The organism is Xanthomonas maliensis (assembly GCF_009192945.1).
Classification (GTDB): Bacteria; Pseudomonadota; Gammaproteobacteria; order Xanthomonadales; family Xanthomonadaceae; genus Xanthomonas; species Xanthomonas maliensis.
Map to the genome: position 1 here is coordinate 20,703 of NZ_NSET01000043.1, position 19,668 is coordinate 40,370.

General features: G+C 66.3%; 18 protein-coding genes and 1 tRNA gene. 4 read left to right on the forward strand and 15 right to left on the reverse strand.

The genetic code is table 11. The annotated features are described in order from the left end of the window. Positions 1 to 27: 27 nt before the first annotated feature. A complete protein-coding gene (locus tag CKY51_RS13115; protein ID WP_031339436.1) occupies positions 28 to 1,860 on the reverse strand; it encodes a putative bifunctional diguanylate cyclase/phosphodiesterase in 1,833 nt (610 codons plus the stop codon). A 344-nt stretch (positions 1,861 to 2,204) separates the two neighbouring features. Between CKY51_RS13115 and CKY51_RS13120 the strand changes: the two genes are divergently transcribed. Next, positions 2,205 to 3,191 (forward strand): cellulase family glycosylhydrolase, encoded by a 987-nt coding sequence (locus tag CKY51_RS13120; protein ID WP_031339435.1) that lies wholly within the window; start codon positions 2,205 to 2,207, stop codon positions 3,189 to 3,191. Between the two features lie 82 nt (positions 3,192 to 3,273). On the opposite strand, the gene CKY51_RS13125 is transcribed toward CKY51_RS13120, so the two are convergent. Continuing rightward, positions 3,274 to 3,849, reverse strand: coding sequence for a response regulator transcription factor (locus CKY51_RS13125; RefSeq protein ID WP_022971922.1), 576 nt, complete (start codon positions 3,847 to 3,849; stop codon positions 3,274 to 3,276). Beyond that, entirely contained in the window at positions 3,846 to 5,072 is a 1,227-nt protein-coding gene (locus tag CKY51_RS13130; protein ID WP_022971921.1) for a sensor histidine kinase, read from the reverse strand. The genes CKY51_RS13125 and CKY51_RS13130 overlap by 4 nt, the downstream gene beginning before the upstream one ends. A 120-nt stretch (positions 5,073 to 5,192) precedes the next feature. Here CKY51_RS13130 and ispG point away from each other — a divergent pair, with 120 nt between their 5' ends. Next, the gene (gene ispG / locus CKY51_RS13135; protein ID WP_022971920.1) at positions 5,193 to 6,458 is read left to right on the forward strand and encodes a flavodoxin-dependent (E)-4-hydroxy-3-methylbut-2-enyl-diphosphate synthase; all 1,266 of its coding nucleotides are present in this window, start codon (positions 5,193 to 5,195) and stop codon (positions 6,456 to 6,458) included. Further along, the gene (locus CKY51_RS13140; protein ID WP_022971919.1) at positions 6,424 to 7,146 is read left to right on the forward strand and encodes a phosphatase PAP2 family protein; all 723 of its coding nucleotides are present in this window, start codon (positions 6,424 to 6,426) and stop codon (positions 7,144 to 7,146) included. The genes ispG and CKY51_RS13140 overlap by 35 nt, the downstream gene beginning before the upstream one ends. Before the next feature lie 142 nt (positions 7,147 to 7,288). Here the strand turns inward: CKY51_RS13140 and CKY51_RS13145 are convergent, their stop codons facing one another. From CKY51_RS13145 to amaB, 6 genes are all read right to left on the reverse strand, one after another. Further along, positions 7,289 to 8,200, reverse strand: a complete 912-nt coding sequence (locus tag CKY51_RS13145; RefSeq protein WP_022971918.1) for a DMT family transporter — start codon at positions 8,198 to 8,200, stop codon at positions 7,289 to 7,291. Then, positions 8,194 to 9,246 (reverse strand): UDP-N-acetylmuramate dehydrogenase, encoded by a 1,053-nt coding sequence (gene murB / locus CKY51_RS13150; protein ID WP_022971917.1) that lies wholly within the window; start codon positions 9,244 to 9,246, stop codon positions 8,194 to 8,196. Before murB ends, CKY51_RS13145 begins: the two co-directional genes overlap by 7 nt. Next, positions 9,243 to 10,298, reverse strand: a complete 1,056-nt coding sequence (locus CKY51_RS13155; protein ID WP_022971916.1) for a quinone-dependent dihydroorotate dehydrogenase — start codon at positions 10,296 to 10,298, stop codon at positions 9,243 to 9,245. Before CKY51_RS13155 ends, murB begins: the two co-directional genes overlap by 4 nt. Positions 10,299 to 10,302: 4 nt before the next feature. Continuing rightward, positions 10,303 to 11,076, reverse strand: coding sequence for a class I SAM-dependent methyltransferase (locus tag CKY51_RS13160; protein WP_022971915.1), 774 nt, complete (start codon positions 11,074 to 11,076; stop codon positions 10,303 to 10,305). Then, positions 11,073 to 11,357, reverse strand: a complete 285-nt coding sequence (locus CKY51_RS13165; protein ID WP_031339431.1) for a DUF4190 domain-containing protein — start codon at positions 11,355 to 11,357, stop codon at positions 11,073 to 11,075. Before CKY51_RS13165 ends, CKY51_RS13160 begins: the two co-directional genes overlap by 4 nt. 175 nt (positions 11,358 to 11,532) lie before the next feature. Continuing rightward, positions 11,533 to 13,065: an L-piperidine-6-carboxylate dehydrogenase gene (gene amaB, locus CKY51_RS13170; protein ID WP_022971913.1), complete on the reverse strand. Its 1,533-nt coding sequence runs from the start codon at positions 13,063 to 13,065 to the stop codon at positions 11,533 to 11,535. A gap of 132 nt (positions 13,066 to 13,197) precedes the next feature. Between amaB and CKY51_RS13175 the strand changes: the two genes are divergently transcribed. Beyond that, positions 13,198 to 13,274 (forward strand) — tRNA-Arg (locus CKY51_RS13175). A 68-nt stretch (positions 13,275 to 13,342) separates the two neighbouring features. On the opposite strand, the gene CKY51_RS22835 is transcribed toward CKY51_RS13175, so the two are convergent. The 6 genes from CKY51_RS22835 to CKY51_RS13200 all read right to left on the reverse strand — a co-directional run bounded on the left by CKY51_RS22835 (position 13,343) and on the right by CKY51_RS13200 (position 19,609). Then, positions 13,343 to 13,465 (reverse strand): hypothetical protein, encoded by a 123-nt coding sequence (locus tag CKY51_RS22835; protein WP_272944117.1) that lies wholly within the window; start codon positions 13,463 to 13,465, stop codon positions 13,343 to 13,345. 29 nt (positions 13,466 to 13,494) lie between these two features. Then, complete coding sequence (locus CKY51_RS13180) at positions 13,495 to 13,674, reverse strand: hypothetical protein (RefSeq protein ID WP_152249344.1); 180 nt, start codon at positions 13,672 to 13,674, stop codon at positions 13,495 to 13,497. Between the two features lie 594 nt (positions 13,675 to 14,268). Next, complete coding sequence (locus tag CKY51_RS22480) at positions 14,269 to 14,448, reverse strand: hypothetical protein (RefSeq protein ID WP_022971911.1); 180 nt, start codon at positions 14,446 to 14,448, stop codon at positions 14,269 to 14,271. A 245-nt stretch (positions 14,449 to 14,693) separates the two neighbouring features. After that, positions 14,694 to 16,382: an FAD-dependent monooxygenase gene (locus tag CKY51_RS13190; protein ID WP_022971910.1), complete on the reverse strand. Its 1,689-nt coding sequence runs from the start codon at positions 16,380 to 16,382 to the stop codon at positions 14,694 to 14,696. After that, positions 16,379 to 16,888, reverse strand: coding sequence for a MarR family winged helix-turn-helix transcriptional regulator (locus CKY51_RS13195; RefSeq protein ID WP_022971909.1), 510 nt, complete (start codon positions 16,886 to 16,888; stop codon positions 16,379 to 16,381). Before CKY51_RS13195 ends, CKY51_RS13190 begins: the two co-directional genes overlap by 4 nt. 372 nt (positions 16,889 to 17,260) lie before the next feature. Beyond that, on the reverse strand, positions 17,261 to 19,609 hold the full coding sequence (locus CKY51_RS13200) for a PAS domain-containing protein (RefSeq protein ID WP_052172244.1): 2,349 nt from the start codon (positions 19,607 to 19,609) through the stop codon (positions 17,261 to 17,263). Positions 19,610 to 19,668: the final 59 nt, after the last annotated feature.

Consider the following 19,668-nt stretch of genomic DNA (forward strand, 5'->3'; position numbering starts at 1 on the left):
ATCTCATCTCAACGTGCATCACACGCTCTAGGTCGGCGTCAGCGCGGCTGTATTCCAGGGCGTCTGCAACCAGCTTTCCAGTGCTGCGGCCGGCATCGGTTTGGCGATCCAGTAACCCTGGCCTTCGTCGCAGCCCCAATCGCGCAGTTGCGCATACGCCTGTGCCGATTCGATGCCTTCGGCCACTACGCGCTGGTCCAGGCTGTGGCCTAGCGCAATCATCGCCGGCACCAGGGTGCGGTCGGTTTGATTGTCCGGCAGCGAGCGCACGAAGCTCTGGTCGATCTTCAGCGCGCCGGCCGGCAGCTGTTTGAGATAGCTGAAATTGCTGTAGCCGGTGCCGAAGTCGTCGATGGCGATGTGCACGCCGAGCGCGGACACCGCATCCAGTTGCTCGGCCAATTGCTCTGGATGGCGGATCATCGCGCTTTCGGTGAACTCGATCTCCAACCGCCGCGGATCCAGCGAATGACGCTCCAGGCTGCGGCGGATCAGGCTGGCGAACCCGGGTTGGTCCAGATCGATCGCCGATACGTTCAAGGCCAGGTTGAGGTCCAGCCCTTGTCGCTGCCACTGCGCCGCCTGTGCGATGCCGTGATCGATCACCCAGGCGGTGATGCGGTTGATCAGCGCGGTCTTCTCGGCCATCGGAATGAACTCCGATGGCATCACCGGGCCGCTGGTCGGGTGCTGCCAGCGCAGCAGCGCTTCTACCGCCACGCAGCGATGGTCCTGTAGGTCCACGCGTGGTTGGTAGTGCAGGCGCAATTGACCTTGGCTGTCCAATGCGGAAGGCAGCGCGGTCAGCAAGCGAAAGGCGTTGCGCTGGCCGATATCGTGCTTGCGCTCGTACAGGCTCCAGCTCAGTCCCTGTTCGCGGGCCAGGTCCACCGAGGTGGTCAATGAGCGAACGGTGTCGGCGGCACCGTAGCTGTTTTCCAGCGCAACGGCGCCGATCGATGGTGTGGCGGTGTGCGGAATGCCCTGATGTTCGAGCGGCTCGACGAAGGCCTTGCCGATCCGGCCGCATAGTGCGCTCAGCCGCGGTGGTTCGAGCGCCGGCAGCAAGGCGCCAAACGTGGTCTGGTCCAGGCGATACAGCTGGCAGCCGGCGGGCAGATAGGCGTGTAGCCGGCGATGGGCCAGTGCGACGTAGCCATCGGCGTAGTCCCAGCCCAAGGCCTTGACCATGTCGCGGAAGTAATCGCTGCCGCAGACGTCCACGGCGATCGCGAAGGCTGTCGTAGCGGCCTCGTGCTGCAGCAAGCAGTGCTCCAGCGCTTCGCAGAAGCGCGCGCGATTGGGCAGCCCGGTCGGACCGTCGCGATAGACCGCGCTGCGCAGGTTCTCCACGCGCAGCACGGCCAGATCGCGCAGGCCTTGCAGTTGATCCAGTGCATGCGCATCCAGCCCCGTGCGCGGCGTGGTCCCGATCACGCACAAGGTGCCGATGCAATGGCCGTCGTGCAGTCGCAGCGGCGCACCGGCATAGAAGCGGATGTACGGTGGACCCAGCACCAGGGGATTGTCATGGAAGCGTGGGTCGAGCTGGGCATCGGGGACGATCAGAACCTCTTCGACGCGCAGCGCGTGCGCGCAGAAGGCCTGGTCGCGCGGCGTTTCCTTCGTCTCCAGGCCCACCCGCGCCTTGAACCACTGGCGGTGCTCGTCGACCAGCGACACCAGGGCGATCTCGGCGCCCAGGCTGCGCGCAGCCATGGCGGCCAGGGTGTCGAAGACTGGATCGGGAGGGGTGTCGAGCAGACACAGCCCCTGCAGCACGGTGAGCCGGGTGGCTTCATCGTCAAGCACAGGGGGGAGAGGCGCCAGAGGCGCTGGAGGGGCGGAGACGGCGGGCATGTGAGCGTATCGGCCTGGAGCGTGGCGACTTGACGGCGGCGCCCGAAGCGTTCAGCGGCCGGTAGAAAAGGTTCGCCGGCCGCTGCCGCTAACTGATTCGAAGCAGCCGCGCCCGGCGTGTCATTGCGGGCGTTAGCGCGCCGCGCGAGACGCCCGGCCGGCGGGGCAGTGGCGGCGGAGTCGAAGGCTGTGGGCGCGCTGGACATTGCCGATGGTGGTCAATCGGCAGTCGGCAGTGGGTTTTGTGACTGGGTGCCAGCGACAGGTCGTCATGTGCAGGCACTGTGAAGATTCATGCAGTGATGTGCGCCGGCGCAGTGCGGCGCCTTTCAAGGGGAAGAGCGATGCAGGGTGCTGAACGATTGGGGTGGCGGCTCGTGCTGCTGGTGGCAGGCTGTCTGGCGGCTTTTGCCGCGCAGGCGGGCTTGGGCGTGTCTGGCACCGCAGTGCGGGAGGCCGATGGCAGCGTGTTGCTGTTGCGCGGAGTGAATCTGCCGCATGCCTGGTATGCCGACCGCAGCGATGCGGCGTTGGCGGCCATTGCCGCCACCGGCGCCAACAGCGTGCGGATCGTGCTCAGCTCCGGCTATCGCTGGACGCGTACGCCCGAAACAGAGGTCACGCGGCTGATCGAGCGCTGCAAACAGCTGGGCTTGATCGCGGTGCTGGAGGTGCACGACACCACCGGCTATGGCGAGGATACTGCCGCCGGCAGCCTGGCCCAGGCCGCTGCGTACTGGACCAGCATCCGCAAGGCGCTGATCGGTCAGGAGGACTACGTCATCCTCAACATCGGCAACGAACCGTTCGGCAATCGGTTGAGCGCCAGCGAATGGGTGACCGGTCATGCGAAGGCGATCGCGACGTTGCGCACCGCCGGGCTGACCCATCTGCTGATGGTGGATGCGCCCAACTGGGGCCAGGACTGGCAGTTCTACATGCGCGACAACGCCAGTGCGTTGCTGGGCCGCGACGTGCGCCGCAACCTGCTGTTCAGTGTGCACATGTACGAGGTGTTCAATAGCGACGCCAAGGTGGACGCCTATCTACGCGCCTTCCGTGCGAAGGGACTGGCACTGGTGGTGGGCGAATTCGGCGCCGATCACCGCGGTGCCCACGTCGACGAAGCGGCGATCATGCAGCGCGCACGGCAATACGGCGTCGGGACGTTCGGTTGGTCGTGGTCGGGCAACGACAACAGCACGCAATCGCTGGATGTGGTGGTCGGTTGGAATCCCGCGCAGCTCAGCAGCTGGGGGCGTGCGCTGATCGACGGTACCGACGGCATCGTGGCAACCGCACGCAAGGCCAATATCTTCGCGCGCCCTTGAGCCGGCGCTCGCGTTCGCGGGTTCCGGCGTGCGGGTCGCCGCGGCGCCCGCTGCCTGGCTGCACGCGCTCGCGCCGCTGGGGCTAGCGGCCCGGCTCGCGTAGCGGTCCCGGACTGGGGCGCTTGGTCAGCTTGCGCTGCAGCGAGCGCCGATGCATGCCAAGCAGACGCGCAGCGGCCGAGACGTTGCCGCCGGTCTCGTGCAAGGCCTGCTGGATATGCTCCCATTGCAAGCGACTGAGCGGCGTCATCATTTCCTGCGCGCTCTCTTCTTCATCCGGCTCGGGCAGTTCGTCGTCCTCTTCGCCGAGTGCGCGCATGATGGTGGGGATATTGGCCGGCTTGGGCAGATAGTCGTCGGCGCCAAGCTTGATCGCCTCCACCGCCGTGGCGATGCTGGCGTAGCCGGTCACCAGCAGGATGCGCATGTCGGCACGGATCTCGCGCAAGGGTTGGATCAGGCTCAGGCCGGAGTCGTGGCCGAGCTTGAGGTCGACCAAGGCGAAATCCGGTCGCTGGGCGCGCGCGGTGGCCAGGGCGCTGGCGGCATCGGTGGCGGTCAGGGTTTCCACGCCGCGGCGCGCCAGGCTGCGTTGCAGCGTGCGCAGATAGAGCGTGTCGTCGTCGACCAGCAAGCCGGTACGGATGGGAGCGCTCATGCGATGGCCTCGTGTTCGGAGAGGGGCAGGCGGAAACCGACCCGGGCGCCGCTGCCTTCGGCCGGCAGCATCCACAGCTCGCCCTGCAGTCGCTCGATGGTGGCATGCGACAGCGCCAATCCCACGCCCATGCCGTCGGGCTTGCCACTGTTGAACAGGGTACCCGGCAGCATGGCCTGGGAGGTGTCGAAGCCGACACCGTAGTCGCGAACCTCCCCGCTGAGCTGGTCGCCGTCCACCCGCAGGCTGAGGTCGATCATCGGGCGGCCGGCCCGCTCGCCGGCATCGGCGGCGTTGTTCAACAACACCATCAACAGGTGACTGACACCCGGCTGCAGCATCAGCCGCATCGGCGCGTCGTCGTTGCGGCGCAGTTCGATGGTCGGGCGCACCAGACGCCATTGCTCGAGCACGTCCTTGACCGCGACTTCGCGGCTGAGATGGCCGTTGTCGGCTGGCGCGGCCAATGCCAGCACGCGCTCGTGGCACTGCACCAGCAACTCGCGCAAGGTGTCCAGATCCTCGCGCAGCTCGACCTGGTCGCATTGGTCGGCAATGTCATCCACCAGCAGCGTCATGGTCGCCAGCGGCGTGTTGAGCTCGTGCGCCACAGAAGCGGCATGGGTGGCCAAGGCAACGATGCCTTCGTTGCGGGCGAAGCGTTCGCGCAACGTGGAAATCTCGCGCTCGCGTTCGCGCATCGACAAGGCCAGACGGGTCGCGAACACCAGCACCACCACCGTGGACAGCAGGAAATTGGCCGCCATGCCCCACATGTGCAGGCTCAAGGGATCGAAGCGACCGTAGGGCAGCGGCAACCCGAAGGCGGCACTGACCACGTAGCCGGCCACGCAGCTGGCGGCCACCGCCATCGCCCAGGTCAGGGGCAAGGCCAGCGCCGCCAGCGCGATCAGCACCAGGAACAGCGAACCGAACGGGTTGGCGATGCCACCGCTCCAGCCCACCATCCAGGTCAAGATGGTGACATCGACCAGGATGTGGCCGAACTCGGTCGCCGGGCCGACCGCGCCGCGGTGGGCGACCCGCAGTTGGGCATACAGATTGAACATGGCCAGCGCCATCACCCCGGCCCACAAGGGCTGCTGGGGCAGGGCCAGGCCCATCGGGCCGGTTGCCACCAGGATGGTGGCGGCCTGGCCGGCCGTGGCCAGCCAGCGCAAGCTGCACAAGGTCCGCAGGAAGGAGGCGTCGGCAGGATTCATGTCGCCATGCTATGCGCTCAGGGGGGCGGTGGCCTGCGACAAACCGTCGCAGCGGTCAGTTCCACGGTCTGCGGCCGCCCTTCAGCTGTGAGCGGAGGCGGGACAGGCTAAAATAAACCGATGCACGACGCCGTCACTCGCCCAACTCCGCCCGCCGAGGCCACCGCCTGGCCACGTCGCATCACCCAGGCCGTCCAGGTCGGCAATGTCGTTGTCGGCGGCGGACGGCCGGTGGTCGTCCAGTCGATGACCAATACCGACACCGCCGACGTCGCCGCCTCGGTCAAGCAGGTCGCCGAGCTTTGGCGCGCCGGCTCGGAAATGGTGCGGTTGACGGTCAATAACCCCGAATCGGCAGCAGCGATCCCGCGCATCGTCGAGAAGTTGCGGATGATGGGGATCGAGGTCCCGTTGATCGGCGATTTCCACTACAACGGCCATCAGTTGCTGGCTGCCGAACCGGCCTGCGCCGAGGCGCTGGCGAAATACCGCATCAATCCCGGCAATGTCGGCTTCGGTCGCAAGAAGGATCTGCAGTTCGCCCAACTGATCGAGTTTGCGATCCGCTACGACAAGCCGGTGCGCATCGGCGCCAACTGGGGGTCGCTGGACCAGGCGCTGGCCGCGCAACTGATGGACGAAAATTCCCAGCGTGCCACCCCATGGGATGCCGGGCGGGTGCTGCGCGAAGCCTTGATCCGTTCGGCAGTGGACTCGGCCGAGCGTGCGGTCGAGCTGGGATTGCCGCGCGAACGCATCATTCTGTCGGCCAAGGTGTCCGGTGTGCAGGAGCTGATCGCGGTCTATCGCGATATGGCCGCGCGCTGCGACTTCGCGTTGCACCTGGGGTTGACCGAGGCCGGCATCGGTAGCAAGGGCATCGTGGCCTCGGCGGCGGCGTTGTCCGTGCTGCTGCAGGAAGGCATCGGCGACACCATCCGCATTTCGCTCACGCCCGAACCGGGGCAGTCGCGCACGCAGGAGGTCATCGTCGCCCAGGAGCTGCTGCAGACCACCGGCCAGCGCGCCTTTACCCCGCTGGTCACCGCCTGCCCGGGCTGCGGCCGCACCACCTCCGAGTTCTTCCAGGAGCTGGCCAAGGTGGTGCAGAACCACGTGCGCGCGCGCATGCCCGAGTGGAAGATCCACCATCCCGGCGCCGAGAACATGACCCTGGCGGTGATGGGCTGCGTGGTCAACGGGCCGGGTGAATCGCGGCACGCCAATATCGGCATCTCGCTGCCAGGCACGGGGGAAGCGCCCTCGGCGCCGGTGTTCGTCGACGGGGAGAAGACGGTGACCTTGCGTGGGGAAAACATCGCGCAGGAGTTCATCGCCCTGATCGACCAGTATGTCGAGCGAACCTACGTCCGCCGCGCCGGCTGAGTCGCCGGCGGGCGGACGCGCGTGGCTGGCTGCCAACGCCTGGCGGATGGCGGTGTTGTTCGTCGGCGTGCTGCTGCCGCTGGGGCTGTTCGTCAATCTGGCCGACGAAGTGCACGAGCTGGAGCAGTTCGTCTTCGACGAGCCATTGCTGTGGCACTTGCACGAGCTGAGTTCGCCGGCGCTCGACCGTTTCTTCGGCACGATTTCCCGGCTCGGTTACCAGCATGGCGTGATTCCGGTCGATATCGCCCTGGTGCTGGTGCTGCTGCTCCTGCGGCGTTGGCGCGAAGGCGCCTTCGCTGCGCTGAGCTGTGGCGGTTCGGCGTTGTTGAACATGGCGGCCAAGCAGTTCTTCCAGCGCGACCGGCCCAGCCTGTGGGAATCGATCGCGCCGGAGAGCACTTTCAGCTTTCCCAGCGGTCATGCGATGGGCTCGATGACGCTGGCAGCGGTGTTGATCGCGCTGGCCTGGCGAACCGGCTGGCGCTGGCCAGTGAGCGTGATTGCCAGTGTGTTCGTGCTGCTGGTCGGTGTCTCGCGCATCTATCTGGGCGTGCATTACCCCTCCGACATCCTGGGCGGCTGGTCGGCGGCGCTGATCTGGGTGGTGGGCCTGTATTTGGTGATGTTCCGCGGCACCCGGCGGCCGCGCTGGCGGCGTCCCGGTGTGTCCGAGCGCATCGCCTAGCAGCGCCAGGAAGGGGCAATGCTTTTAATGTACTAGCGTTCCCAGTCAGCCTCGAGCGGGTGGGGCTGGCCCGCCGTGCTCACCGTGCGTCATTCACTGAGCCGGGTGATGGCGTCGTCTTGGCGCAAACAAGGCGCTGGCCTTATTCGCCTGGTTTGACGCCTTCCACCGGCGCATGGGTGGAGGCGCGGCGCGCCAGCACCGCCTCGCGATGGGCGATATAGACATTGGCGGCGATGATGATGGCCGCACCGAGCATGGTGTAGTGCGCGATCGCTTCGTCGAACAGCCACCAGCCGAGCAAGGCGACGAAAGGCAACTGCACGAAGCTGATCGGCTGCAAGGCCGAGACTTCTCCGAGCTTGAGCGCGCGGGTCCAGAACAACTGGCCGGCGGTGCCGAAGATGCCGGTGGCGGCCAGCCATAGCCAATCCAGTCCCTGGGGCCATTGCCATTGCAGCAACGCCGGCAGCAGCGACATCGGTACCCAGAACACATAGGTGTAGAACACCACCGTGTCCGAGTCGTCCACGCGCGCCAATTGCTTGATCTGGATGGCGACCACCGCGCTGATGACTGCCGCCAGCAAGGCGATCAACAGCCCGGCGCTGAAGCTGGCCGAGCCGGGGCGCAGGATGATCAGTACGCCAACGAAGCCGGCAGCGACGGCCAGCCAGCGGCGCAGGCGCACCCGCTCGCGCAGCCACAGCACCGCCAGCACGGTGACGAACAATGGCGTGGAGTAGGACAAGGCGATCGCCTGCGACAGCGGCAAATGGCCGATCGCCCAGAAACCGCATAGCATCGAGGCGAGCCCGATCAGGGTGCGGGCGAAATACCGCGGCAATTGTCCGGTTCGCGGCAATGGCCGGCCCGGCCGCAGGATCAACGGCAGCAGTGCCAGCAGCCCAAACGCATTGCGGAAGAACGCGATCTCGCTGGTGGACAGCTGCTGCGAGGCGAGCCGGATGGTGACCACCATCAGCCCGAACGCCAGCGTGCTGACCAGCATCCACAGCGCGGCGCGCACCGACGCCGACAGCGCGATCACCATTGCGCGCCGATCAGTCGCGGCTCCGGTTCCAGCACCACCGCGTAGCGCTCGCGGACCGAGCCAGCGATGCGGCGCGCTAACTGCAGCAGGTCTTCGCCGCTGGCGTGGCCATGGTTGACCAACACCAGCGCATGCTCGGCCGACACGCCGGCGTCGCCATCGCGCTGGCCTTTCCAGCCGCACTGTTCGATCAACCAGGCGGCCGACACCTTGCCCTGGCCGGCATGTTCGCCGGGATACACCGGCACCGCCGGTTCAATGGCTTGCAACGCGGCGATCTGGTCGCTGGGCAGCAACGGGTTCTTGAAGAAGCTGCCGGCATTGCCGAGCACATCCGGGTCCGGCAATTTGCGCTGACGGATGTTGATGACGGCCTGCGCCACGTCGGCAGCGCCGGCCAGGTCCGCGCCCATGCGCGCCAGTTCCTCGCGGATGCCGGCATAGTCCAGCCGTAGTTCGTGCAGCAGCGGTAAGTTGAACTCCACCGCCACGATCAAATACCGGTCCGGCTGCTGTTTGAAGACACTGTCGCGATAGCCAAACGCGCACGCGTCCGGCGACAACCGCACCACCTGCTGCTGCTGGCGATCGTAGGCCTCCACCACATGGATGAACTCGCCCACCTGCACGCCGTAGGCACCGATGTTCTGGATCGGGCAGGCGCCCACCGTGCCGGGAATCAGCGCGAGATTTTCCAGTCCCGACAGTCCCTGCTGCAGCGAATACAGCACCAGCGCATGCCAGTTGGCGCCGGCGCCGGCGCGCACGATGGCGTGATCGGCGTGGTGGGCGATGATGGCCATGTCGCGATTTTCGAAGCACAGCACCACGCCGGGCGGATCGCCGGCCAGCAATACATTGCTGCCGCTACCCAACACCAGCAACGGCAGTCCGGCGATCTCCGGCGCAGCCAGTGCGGTCGGCAGCGCTTCCGGCAGCTGGATGCCCAGCAACCAGGGGGCGGTGGCCTCGACATGGAAGGTGTTGAGGGCGCGCAGCGACGCTTGCGCCTGCAGGCGCCAACCCTCCGCAGGTGAACCCGTCATAGCCGTCCCGCCGTGCCGCCGCTGGGGGCCTCGCGGCGGCGCCGGATCGCTTCGACGCACTCGCCGATCAGCGCCGGGCCGCGGAACACCAGCCCGCTATAGCACTGCACCAGGGTGGCGCCCGCGGCCATCTTGGCCACCGCATCGGCGCCGGAGTTGATGCCGCCCACGCCGATCAAGGGGATGGATTCGGGCAGGCGCGCGCGCAGTCGGCGCAGCACCAGGGTGGACTGGTCCAGCAATGGCGCACCGGACAGGCCACCGGCCTGCGCGGCCAGCGGATGCTCCTCGACCAAGGTGCGGGCGATGGTCGTATTCGTTGCGATCACGCCGTCCACCGCCAGATCCGACAACACGCGTGCCGCTGCATCGATATCGCGATCGCTCAGATCCGGGGCCACCTTCACCAGCATCGGCACGCGTCGGCCATGTTGCGCGGCCAACGCTTCCTGCAGTTCGCGCAGCTCGGCGATCAGCCGCCGCAACGCCTGCTCTTCCTGCAGCTCGCGCAGGCCGGCGGTATTGGGCGAGGAGATATTGACGGTGATGTAGTCCGACGCGGCATAGACGCGCTCCATGCAGTAGCGATAGTCCTGCGTCGCCTCCTCGTTGGGCGTGTCCTTGTTCTTGCCGATGTTGATACCGAGCAGGCCACCAAGGCGGCGCGCGCGTTCGACATTGCGCACCAGCACGTCCACGCCGAGATTGTTGAAGCCCATGCGGTTGATGACGGCCTGGTGCTCGGGCAGGCGGAACATCCGCGGCTTGGGATTGCCCTGCTGCGGGCGCGGCGTCACCGTGCCGATCTCCACGAAGCCGAAGCCCAGGCCCAGCAAGGCATCGATGTGCTCGCCATTCTTGTCCAACCCGGCGGCCAGGCCGACCGGATTGGGGAACGTCAGCCCGAATGCCGACGTCGGCAGCGGCGGGGGCCGTTTGGCCAGCAAGGGCAGGGTGCCGCTGCGGTAGGCGGTCTCGATGGCACGCAAACCGAGCGCGTGGGCGCGCTCGGCATCGAAGGCAAACAGGAACGGGCGAGCGAGCGAATACATGCGGTCAGTTCAATGTGCCCGCGAACACGCGGGTCTGGTACTGGAAGTCGATCCGTCCTGCGTGTGCATGCTGATCGAACAGCTGGCGCAGCGCGGCAAGCATCGGTCGGTGACGCGGGTCGTCGGCCAGCGGCGCATACGACGAAGACAGCAATCGCCCACGTAGCGCATCGAAATCCAGCCGCTGGACGTTGGGGAAATAGGCCGCTGCGCGGAAGCCGGTGCCGAACCAGTCGCGCATGGTCGCGTCATCCTGGTAGCGCTCGGCGACGGCGGTGTAGTCGGTACCGTAGTCCAGCAGCAACTGTTCGTAATCGCGCAGGAAGGCAGTGCTGTCCAGTTCGCGCGAGTTCCAATACACCACGGCCAGGCCGCCAGGTTGCAGGATGCGCGCCCATTCGGCGCGCACGGCGTGGGTGTCGAACCAGTGGAAGGCTTGCGCGGCCGAGACCAGTCCAACACTGGCGTCGGCCAGCCCGGTGGCCTCGGCGGTGCCGTCGACGGTGGTGAACTGCGGATACTCGGACAACCATTGCTGGGCGGCGGCACGCATTGTCGCGTTGGGTTCCACCGCCGTGACCGGATGACCGGCTTGCAGGAACAGCCGGCTGGAAATGCCGGTGCCGGCACCGATGTCGGCCACCGCGGTCGTTGGCGTGACGCCCAGCGTCGTCTGCAGCCAATCGAGCAAGGCCGGCGGATAGCTGGGGCGGTAGCGTGCGTAGTCCTCGACACGGTCGTCGAAGCGGCGCGCGGATGCCGGTGCGTTCGTATTCATCCGTGCGTCGCCAGCAACCAGGCCATGCCGCCGAAGAACAGCAGGAAGCAGATCGCCGCCCCGACCAGCATCGCCAGCGACAGCCAGCCCAGGATCAGCCCGGTCACCGCCAGGCCATCGCCCTCCAGGCCATGCGGATTGCGGCGGATCTCGCTGCGGGCCAGATGGCCGGTGACGATGGCGCAGATACTGCCCAACACCGGGACCAGCGTCCAGCCGAGGATGCCGGTGATCAGGCTGGCGACGGCCAATGCACTGGTCTGGCGCACGACGATGTTCATCATGAACTCCTGAGCGGAGCCGCCAGGACGGCGGTCCGCCGCATTATCCCAGAGCCGCCCGCGAAATGGCGGCCTGGCGACGCGCCGGCGATCCTTCCAGGCAGGATAGGCCGCCGGCGCACCGCGTGTTGCCGTTGCCACCGGCCGGACTGTCCGGCCAGTGGCGCAACGCCGATCAAAGATCGAACTTGATGCCCTGCGCCAGCGGCAACGAATCGGAGTAGTTGATGGTATTGGTCTGACGACGCATATAGACCTTCCACGCATCCGAGCCGGACTCGCGCCCGCCGCCGGTGTCCTTCTCGCCACCGAACGCACCGCCGATCTCCGCGCCGGAGGTGCCGATGTTGACGTTGGCAATGCCGCAGTCGCTGCCCGCGGCGGACAGGAACTTCTCGGCCGCCTTCAGGTTCTGGGTGAAGATCGACGACGACAAGCCCTGCGGCACGCCGTTCTGCAGGTCGATCGCCTCGTCCAGGCTGTCGTACTTCATCACGTACAGGATCGGCGCGAAGGTCTCGTGCTGGACCACCGCATCGCTGTTCTGCAGGCCCGTCACGATCGCCGGCAGCACGAAATTGCCGGGGCGATCGATTGCCGTGCCGCCGGTTTCCACCGTGCCGCCGGCCGCCTTGGCCTTGGCGATCGACTCCAGGAACTGCTCCACCGCACCGCGGCTATTGAGCGGGCCCATCAGGTTGGCCGGATCGGTGGGATCGCCGATCTTGCCTTCGACCTGCTTGTAGGCTTTGACCAGGGTGGCCAGCACGGTGTCGTAGATCGAGGAATGCACGATCAGACGGCGGGTGGTGGTGCAACGCTGGCCGGCGGTGCCGACCGCGCCGAACACGATGCCGGGGATGGCCAGCTTCAGGTCGGCGGTCTCGTCCAGGATGATGGCGTTGTTGCCACCCAGCTCCAGCAGGCAACGCCCCAGGCGGCGTGCGACCTTCTCAGCCACCACGCGGCCGACCTGGGTCGAACCGGTGAAGCTGATCAGCGGCACGCGCGCATCCTCGACCAGCTTCTCCGACAACGCCGTGCCGGCATCGTTGATCAGGAAGAAGATGTCCGGGAATCCGCCTTCCTTCAGCGCGGCGTTGCAGATCTTCATCGTCGCGATCGCGGTCAGCGGCGTCTTGTTGGACGGCTTCCAAATGCAGATATCGCCACAGATGGCCGCCAGGAACGCATTCCACGCCCACACCGCCACCGGGAAGTTGAACGCACTGATGATGCCGACCAGGCCCAGCGGCTGGTACTGCTCGTACATCCGATGGCCGGGCCGCTCGGAGTGCATGGTGTAGCCGTACAGCATGCGGCTCTGGCCCACCGCGAAGTCGGCGATGTCGATCATCTCCTGGACCTCGCCGTCGCCCTCCGGCTTGCTCTTGCCCATTTCCAGCGCAACCAACGAGCCCAGCGCATCCTTGTGGCGCCGCAGCGCCTCGCCGCACAAACGCACCGCCTCTCCGCGCCGCGGCGCCGGCGTGGTGCGCCACAGCTTGAAGGCGGCCTGCGCACGCTGGACGACGAGCTCGTAGTCGTCCGGCGTCGTCGCCTGCACCTCGGCGATGATGGCGTTGGTGGTCGGGTTGAGCGGCTGCAGCACCCCGGCACCGCTGGCCTGCGACCAGGTCGCCTCGCCAAGATAGGTGCCCGCATTGGAGGGGGCGAGGTCGAGTGCCTTGAGCAGGTCAGCGGACATGGTGACTCCTGGAATCGAAAGGACCACGCGCCACCGGATCGGCGCAAGCGTGGGAAGCCCACAATTTTAGCAGGCTCCGCCCCAGCGCCGCCGGCTTGGCAAGCGTGGCGAACATGCGACAATACCGTGCTTGGCCCCGTAGCTCAGCTGGATAGAGCGTCCCCCTCCTAAGGGGAAGGTCGCCCGTTCGAATCGGGCCGGGGTCACCAGCAATCACTACCTTGCGCGCGCGTTGCAGCGCTTTTTGGCGTGTTTACGTCCGTATCCGCAGGGGTGGTCACAGCGGTCCTTCGATGAAGGCTTGCATTGCCGCTGCTTCGACGGGATGGTGGCGGCCTTGTTCGACCGCCCGACGGTATCCCGCCTTGCGACCTGACTGGGCCGCGTCGAAAGAGGCCATCGGCCGCACCAACGCAGCCCGCTCCAGGGTCACTGCTCAGTGCGCCGATGTTCGAGTGCGTGACGGTCCTGTAGCTGGGCCTGCAGTTGCTCGATCTGCATCTGCATCCTGTCCAGCTTGGACTGGGCATCACGCAGCATTCCGATGCAATAGCCGATGCCTCCACAAAGAGCGATCGGCAGCAGGTCCTGGAACCATGGAGGGATCATGGCGCGCGCTCGGGAGCGGACAAGCCTGCAGTGTCGCATCACGGTCGACGACAAGATGAACGCCGTTGACACAGTGAACCGGCTTGCCGGTGTTTCTCCCATTGCCATGCGAGACCGCATCCATCGCGGGGTCGGAGACCAGCGGCTCATTCCGACAAGCACGAGGTTGAAAGGGATTGCAACGATCCGGGCGCGGTATCACAGGGTCGCCTTGCAAGTGCTGCCGAGCCATCTGTAAGGCGTAGCAGTCATGTCTCATCACTGATATCGATCACGCACTGGGTGTGCGGCGCTTTCGCTCAAGGCTGTGGAGCTGGACGGCGTGCATGCGCTCTCGCCGGGCGTGCGCTTGCTGCAGATTCATTACGATAGCCGCACCATTGCGCAGTCGGTGCTGGTCGAGCGCCTGATCGCGTTGGAGACGCACCTGCCCAGCGTGGAGGGTCTCCAGGTCCCGAGCCGCATCGTCATTTGCCGATGGCCTTCGAGGGTTCGGCCACGTTGGGCGTGCTTGCGCGCGCCATCGAGACAGTGAAGGCCCACGCACCGTGGCTGCCCAATAACGTGGATTTCATCGGGCGCATCAATGGCGTCTCAATCGATCCCGGAGCGCTGCGCCCAATGCGCAACCAGCTGGATCACCTCGATGGCCTGATTGGGGTATTGCGTCAGCAGTTCTGCCTGGAACCGCATGACGACGCTTGATGGATCCTCCGCACCAAGCAGGCGCCGCTGTAGCTCCAACATCAGCGGTGGCAAGGAGGTGTCGGCCATGATGGCAGTGTAGTCACGGGCGTCTCATGCATTGAGACCGGCGCACTACCCGTGACCTCGGTGGGGAAGGGGGACAGTGCGGCGTTGTCCACACGGTTGCCGGTTCGCGCTGGCGGGGGCCGGCCGTGGTCGAGGCATCGGCCAGCCGGTTCCGCTGTTTCGATGCTCGACCGTGTCCCCCCAGGTGGACCGCTTGCGGCACCACCAGTCGCTGTCAGCGGGGCATGCATCGCCGGTCGCGATACTCAGGCCGTCGGGCCAAACACACGCTCACAATATGCGCGTAGCAGATCCGGCCGGTCGAGCGGGCCGCGAAACGCGATATGGCCATCCGGTCGCACCAGCGCCAGTGCCGCATCGGTCAGGCCGAATGCGGCATGCGCCACGTTGTCCAGGTCATACAGCGGCGTGGGATCGTCGGTGCTGGCGACGGCAGCGCCCAGGATCAGGCGGGGCCGCACCCACGGCCAGTCGCCTACCTGCGCGCAGGCCGTGCGGATCTCCGTGAGCCGATCGGCGTTCCTGCCGTCGAAGGCCAGCAACGCCCAGCCCCAGGTCGCGCCGTCGGGGTTGTAGAGGTGCGCGAACAGGGTGGTCGAGCGCCCATCGCGGTCGACGACGTCGGCATCGGGCGCGCGCTCGCCGGGCTTGGGCGCGTCCTTGCGGAGGAACGTCAACCAACCGCCCAGGTGATCCTCGTTGAGTTGGCTGTCGGGATAGGACACGGTCAACTGCTGCAGGTCCGCACTGCCTTGGATGAGGGTTCCGATATTGGGCAGGAAGCGGGCGGCCAGGTTCATCGCTGCATCCTTGACCGCACCGCGATACACGCTGTTTTCGAAGCCACGGACCTGTTGCGCATCCAGGCGCCGGTGCTCGCCGCCGCGTTCGTTGTCGTAGGACTGCAGGATTGCCGGCCCGGCGCTGCCGGCTAGCGTCATCGCCAGTCGCCAGGCCAGTCCCACCGCATCGTGCAGGCCGGCGTTCATGCCTTGCCCGCCGGCCGGCAGCGTGAGGTGGCCGGCATCGCCGACCAGGAAGACCCGCTCCTTGGCGTAGTGTTCGGACACGCCGTGCTGGAAGCGGCTGTGGGTGAGCCAGATCGGGTCGGACAAGGTCAGGGTCGGATCTTCGGTCACCTCGCGTGCCAGCGCCTGCAGTTCCTCCAGGGTCGGATCGCGCTCGGGCACTCCCTCATCGCTGGCCAGAAAGAACAGCCGATGATAGCCGCCCCAAACCGGCAGCACCCCGCAGAAGCCATGCGGGTAGTAGAAGAACCACAGATGGTCATGGTCGGTGGAACGTCGCCAGGACAGTTTGGCGTCGACCTGACGATTCATGCAGTTCGGCAGCTTTTCCGGAGTGAAATCCAGGCCCAACTGCTTGCGCACAGTGCCTGCACTGCCATCGGCACCGATCAGGTAGCGACAGCGCAAGCGTTCGATCGCGCCTTGCACTGCGTCTTCGTCGTCGGAGGCGACGGTGGCCAGGGTCACTGTCACGCCATGCGCATCCTGTTCGACGCCCACCATCTTGCGGCCACGTTCCAGCGCGTGCCCCTTGCTGGCGAGGTGCTCGGTCAGCGTGGTTTCGATAACGTCCTGGCCGCTGTAGAGCACCGGTCCGTACGGACTGGGCACGTCGGCGATCGCGATCGGGTCGACGGGGCGGCCATTCAACAGCGTATTGACCTGGGTGATCTGGTACGCCTTGGCGGCGATGGCGTCGCGCACCCCGATGCTGGCGAGTAATTCCTGCGGGCGTGCCCACAGATTGTTGGCGCGGGAGTGCGGCTTGGGTTGCCGGCATTGTTCGAACACGCGGAAGTCGACGCCGTGATGCGCAAGCGCACACGCGGTGGTCAGTCCGATCGGGCCGCCGCCGACGATGATGACGTCTGTATCGTAGCTCTGCTGATCCGGGGGGGTACTCATGCGTCCTCCTTGGTGACTGTGTCGGGTGTCGCGGGCGTGTCGGTGGCGTGCTCAGCGAGGATCGCGGCCAGGTCAGTGAGCACCGTGAGCGCTGCCGAGAGACGGGCTGCGCCGATGCGCTCGAGAATGGTCTGATCCAGCGCGGCAGCTGCGGCTTCGGCATCGCGCAATGCCTTGCTCCCGGCGTCGGTGAGCACCACCAGCTTGGCCCGCTGGTGATGCGGATTGGTCGCGAAGCGGACCAGTCCGTGGGTGGCCAGCACATCGACCACGCGTTGCACGGCTTGGCGGGTCAAGCCCATGTTGCGAGCGATATGCGCGACCGGGAGCGGGGCGGGGGCGTAGCCGATCCCACCCAGCACCTGCCACCAGGCAGTGGTCAATCCAAGCGGCCGGACCAAGTGGTTTCCGGTCTCGACCAGTCGGCCATTGGTGCCGAAGATCGCCAGGACCAAGCCCCTGACAAGGGGGAGCGGTGGCTCAGAAATGGGCGAGGTGTTGTCCATAAGACAACATATTGTCAATTTTGGGGCGGCTGCAAGAGGCGAGGGCACGACAGCGCACCCAGGGTTCAGCGTGATGAGCCCGGCGTCTTTTTGCTTGCCTGGGCATCGGCGGCCATGACACCGCCGATGTCGGCGAGGGAGTCAGCTCCGGCCGCCTGCGACCTCTGGGGTCAATACGCAAACACCGTGGCGGGCCGCACGGCACCGCTGCGGCAGCATCGTCCAAGAAACAATGCAGAACGCGATGCCACGACGGCATCGCAGCGGATCGCCGCTCTAGAGCGTGTTATGCACGTTGAGGTGAGTGCGAAGCGTCCTGTGGCGCGTCCAGACAAGGCGCGCAACACGGTGTCGGAAGGTGCATCACGCGCTCTAGGCCCGCAGCGCGTCGCCGATCGCGCCGGCCAGGTCGCTGCGGGTGAAGGGTTTGGCCAGGATGCTGTAGCTGCGTTCGGGTTGGGCGCCCACCGGGTCGCGTGGGTAGCCGGAGGTGAACAGGATGCGCAGCTGCGGTGCCAGTCGGCGCGCCTGGTCGGCCAGCATGCGCCCGCTCATGCCGGGCATGACCATGTCCGAGAACAGCAGGTCCACCTTGACGTCCGGCCGTGCCAGCAGACGCAACGCGGAGGCACCATCGTGGGCTTCGAGCACGCGGTAACCGAGCTGACGCAAGGCCTCCACGGTATAGGCGCGCACGTCGTCGTTGTCTTCGGCGACCAGGATGGTTTCTTCGTTCTGTGCGTAGCGGGCGTAACCCTTTGCTGCTGTCGCGGTGGTGTCCTGCGGCAGCGGACGGTCCGAGCGCGGCAGGAACAGCGTCACCTCGGTGCCTTCGTCCACGGCCGAGCGCACTTGCACATGCCCACCGGATTGCTTGATGAAGCCGTAGACCATCGACAGGCCCAGGCCGGTGCCGCGGCCGACCTCCTTGGTGGTAAAGAACGGCTCGAACACGCGCGCGAGCGTTTCTTCCGGCATGCCGTGCCCGCTGTCGCTGACCCGCAGCATGACGTAATCGCCCGGCGGGATTTGCGCATTTCGCCGGATGTAGTCTTCGTCCAGATGGATATTGGCGATCTGGATGCGCAGATGGCCGCCTTCGGGCATGGCATCGCGGGCGTTGACCGCCAGATTGAGCACCGAGGCTTCGAGCTGGCTGGGATCGGCTTCCACGCACCAGACATCCGGGGCGACGTTGATTTCCAGCTGCACCTGTTCGCCGAGGGTTCGGCGCAGCATTTCCTGCATGCCGCCGACCTGGGCGTTGAGGTCCACCGGCACGCTCTGCAGGGGTTGCCGACGCGAGAATGCCAGCAGCCGCTGGGTGAGGCTGGCGGCGCGCATGACGCCCTTGAGCGCGTTGTCCAGCGCGCGCTGCGGGCCCTTGCTGGCGTCGCCGCTGCGGTCGATCATCATCTTGGCGTGCTCGATGTTGCCGCCGATGACCGTCAGGATGTTGTTGAAGTCGTGCGCGATGCCGCCGGTCAATTGGCCGACCGCCTCGATCTTCTGCGATTGCCGCAGGGTTTCCTCGGCTTGCCGACGTTCGGTGGTCTCCACCGCCTCGGACACCACGGCGACCACCTTGCCTTCGTCGCCAAAGAGCGGACGCAGCGAGAAGTCGAAGCTGCGCTTGCCGCTGGGCAGGTCCAATTCCACTTCCTGACGCGACTCCACGCCACCGGCGGCGGCAAGCACGGCCTGCCGCATCAGCGTTTGCACCTGCGGTGTGGAGGAGAACCACGGCGCGTCCCAGAACAGCAGGCCGCGCACGTCGTCCTTGGAGACGAGGATGGCATCCAGCGAGGCGACATTGCTGTCGATCAGGCAGCCGTCGGTGGCCAGCAGGCTCTGGTGATGGAAGCTGGATTCGAAGATCGCCTGCAGGCGGCGCTCGCTGCGTTGCAATTGCTGGGTGCGCTGCTCGACCTGGCGCTCCAGCGCCTCGTTGACCTCGCGCAGTTGTTGCTCGGCCTGTTTGAGGTCGGAAATATCGCGCGCCAGCGCGTGATAGCCGGTCACCTGGCCATGCGCATCGAAGTCGGGCACGCAGTCGACCTGCGCGTAGCGCAGCGTGCCGTCCTGTCGCTGCGTGACCATTTCGAAGCGGACCCGCTCGCCGGACAGCGCGCGCTCCAGGTGATGCTGGATGCGCGCGAACGCCTCTTCGCCGATCAACTCCTGCACATGCAGCCCGACCAATGCATCGGGCGAGCGTCCATGCCATTCGACGTAGGCGTTATTGGCAAAGCGATAGCGATGATCGGGGCTGAGATGGGCGATCAGCGCAGGTAGGGCGTTGGCAATGATGTGCAGGTGTGCCTGGCTGGCCTGCAGGGCTGCCTCGGCCAGCCCGCGGCGCTGGCGTTCCTTGGCTTCGTCGATGGCGCGCACGATCGCATCGGGCAGCCGTTGCAGCCGTTGCTTGACCACGTAGTCGCGCGCGCCGCGCTTGAGCGCCTGCACCGCCAGTTCCTCGGTGAGGGTGCCGGAAACGAACAGGAAGGGTAGGTCGGGCGCGTGCGTGCGTACCAGCTCCAGCGCGGTGTCGCCGTCGAAGCCCGGCAGTACGTGATCGGCCAGGACCACGTCGTAATGGCCGTGGGTGATGGCGTGCAGGAAATCGGCGCGGGTCCACACGCGGTCGTAGCTGAAGTCCAGCTTCGACAGCGTCAGTTGGGCAATCGTCAATTCGGCATCCAGCGCGTTGTCCTCGAGCATGAGGATGCGGATTGGGGTGCCTACAGGGCTTTCGGACACGCGTGGTCTCTCTAGGATCA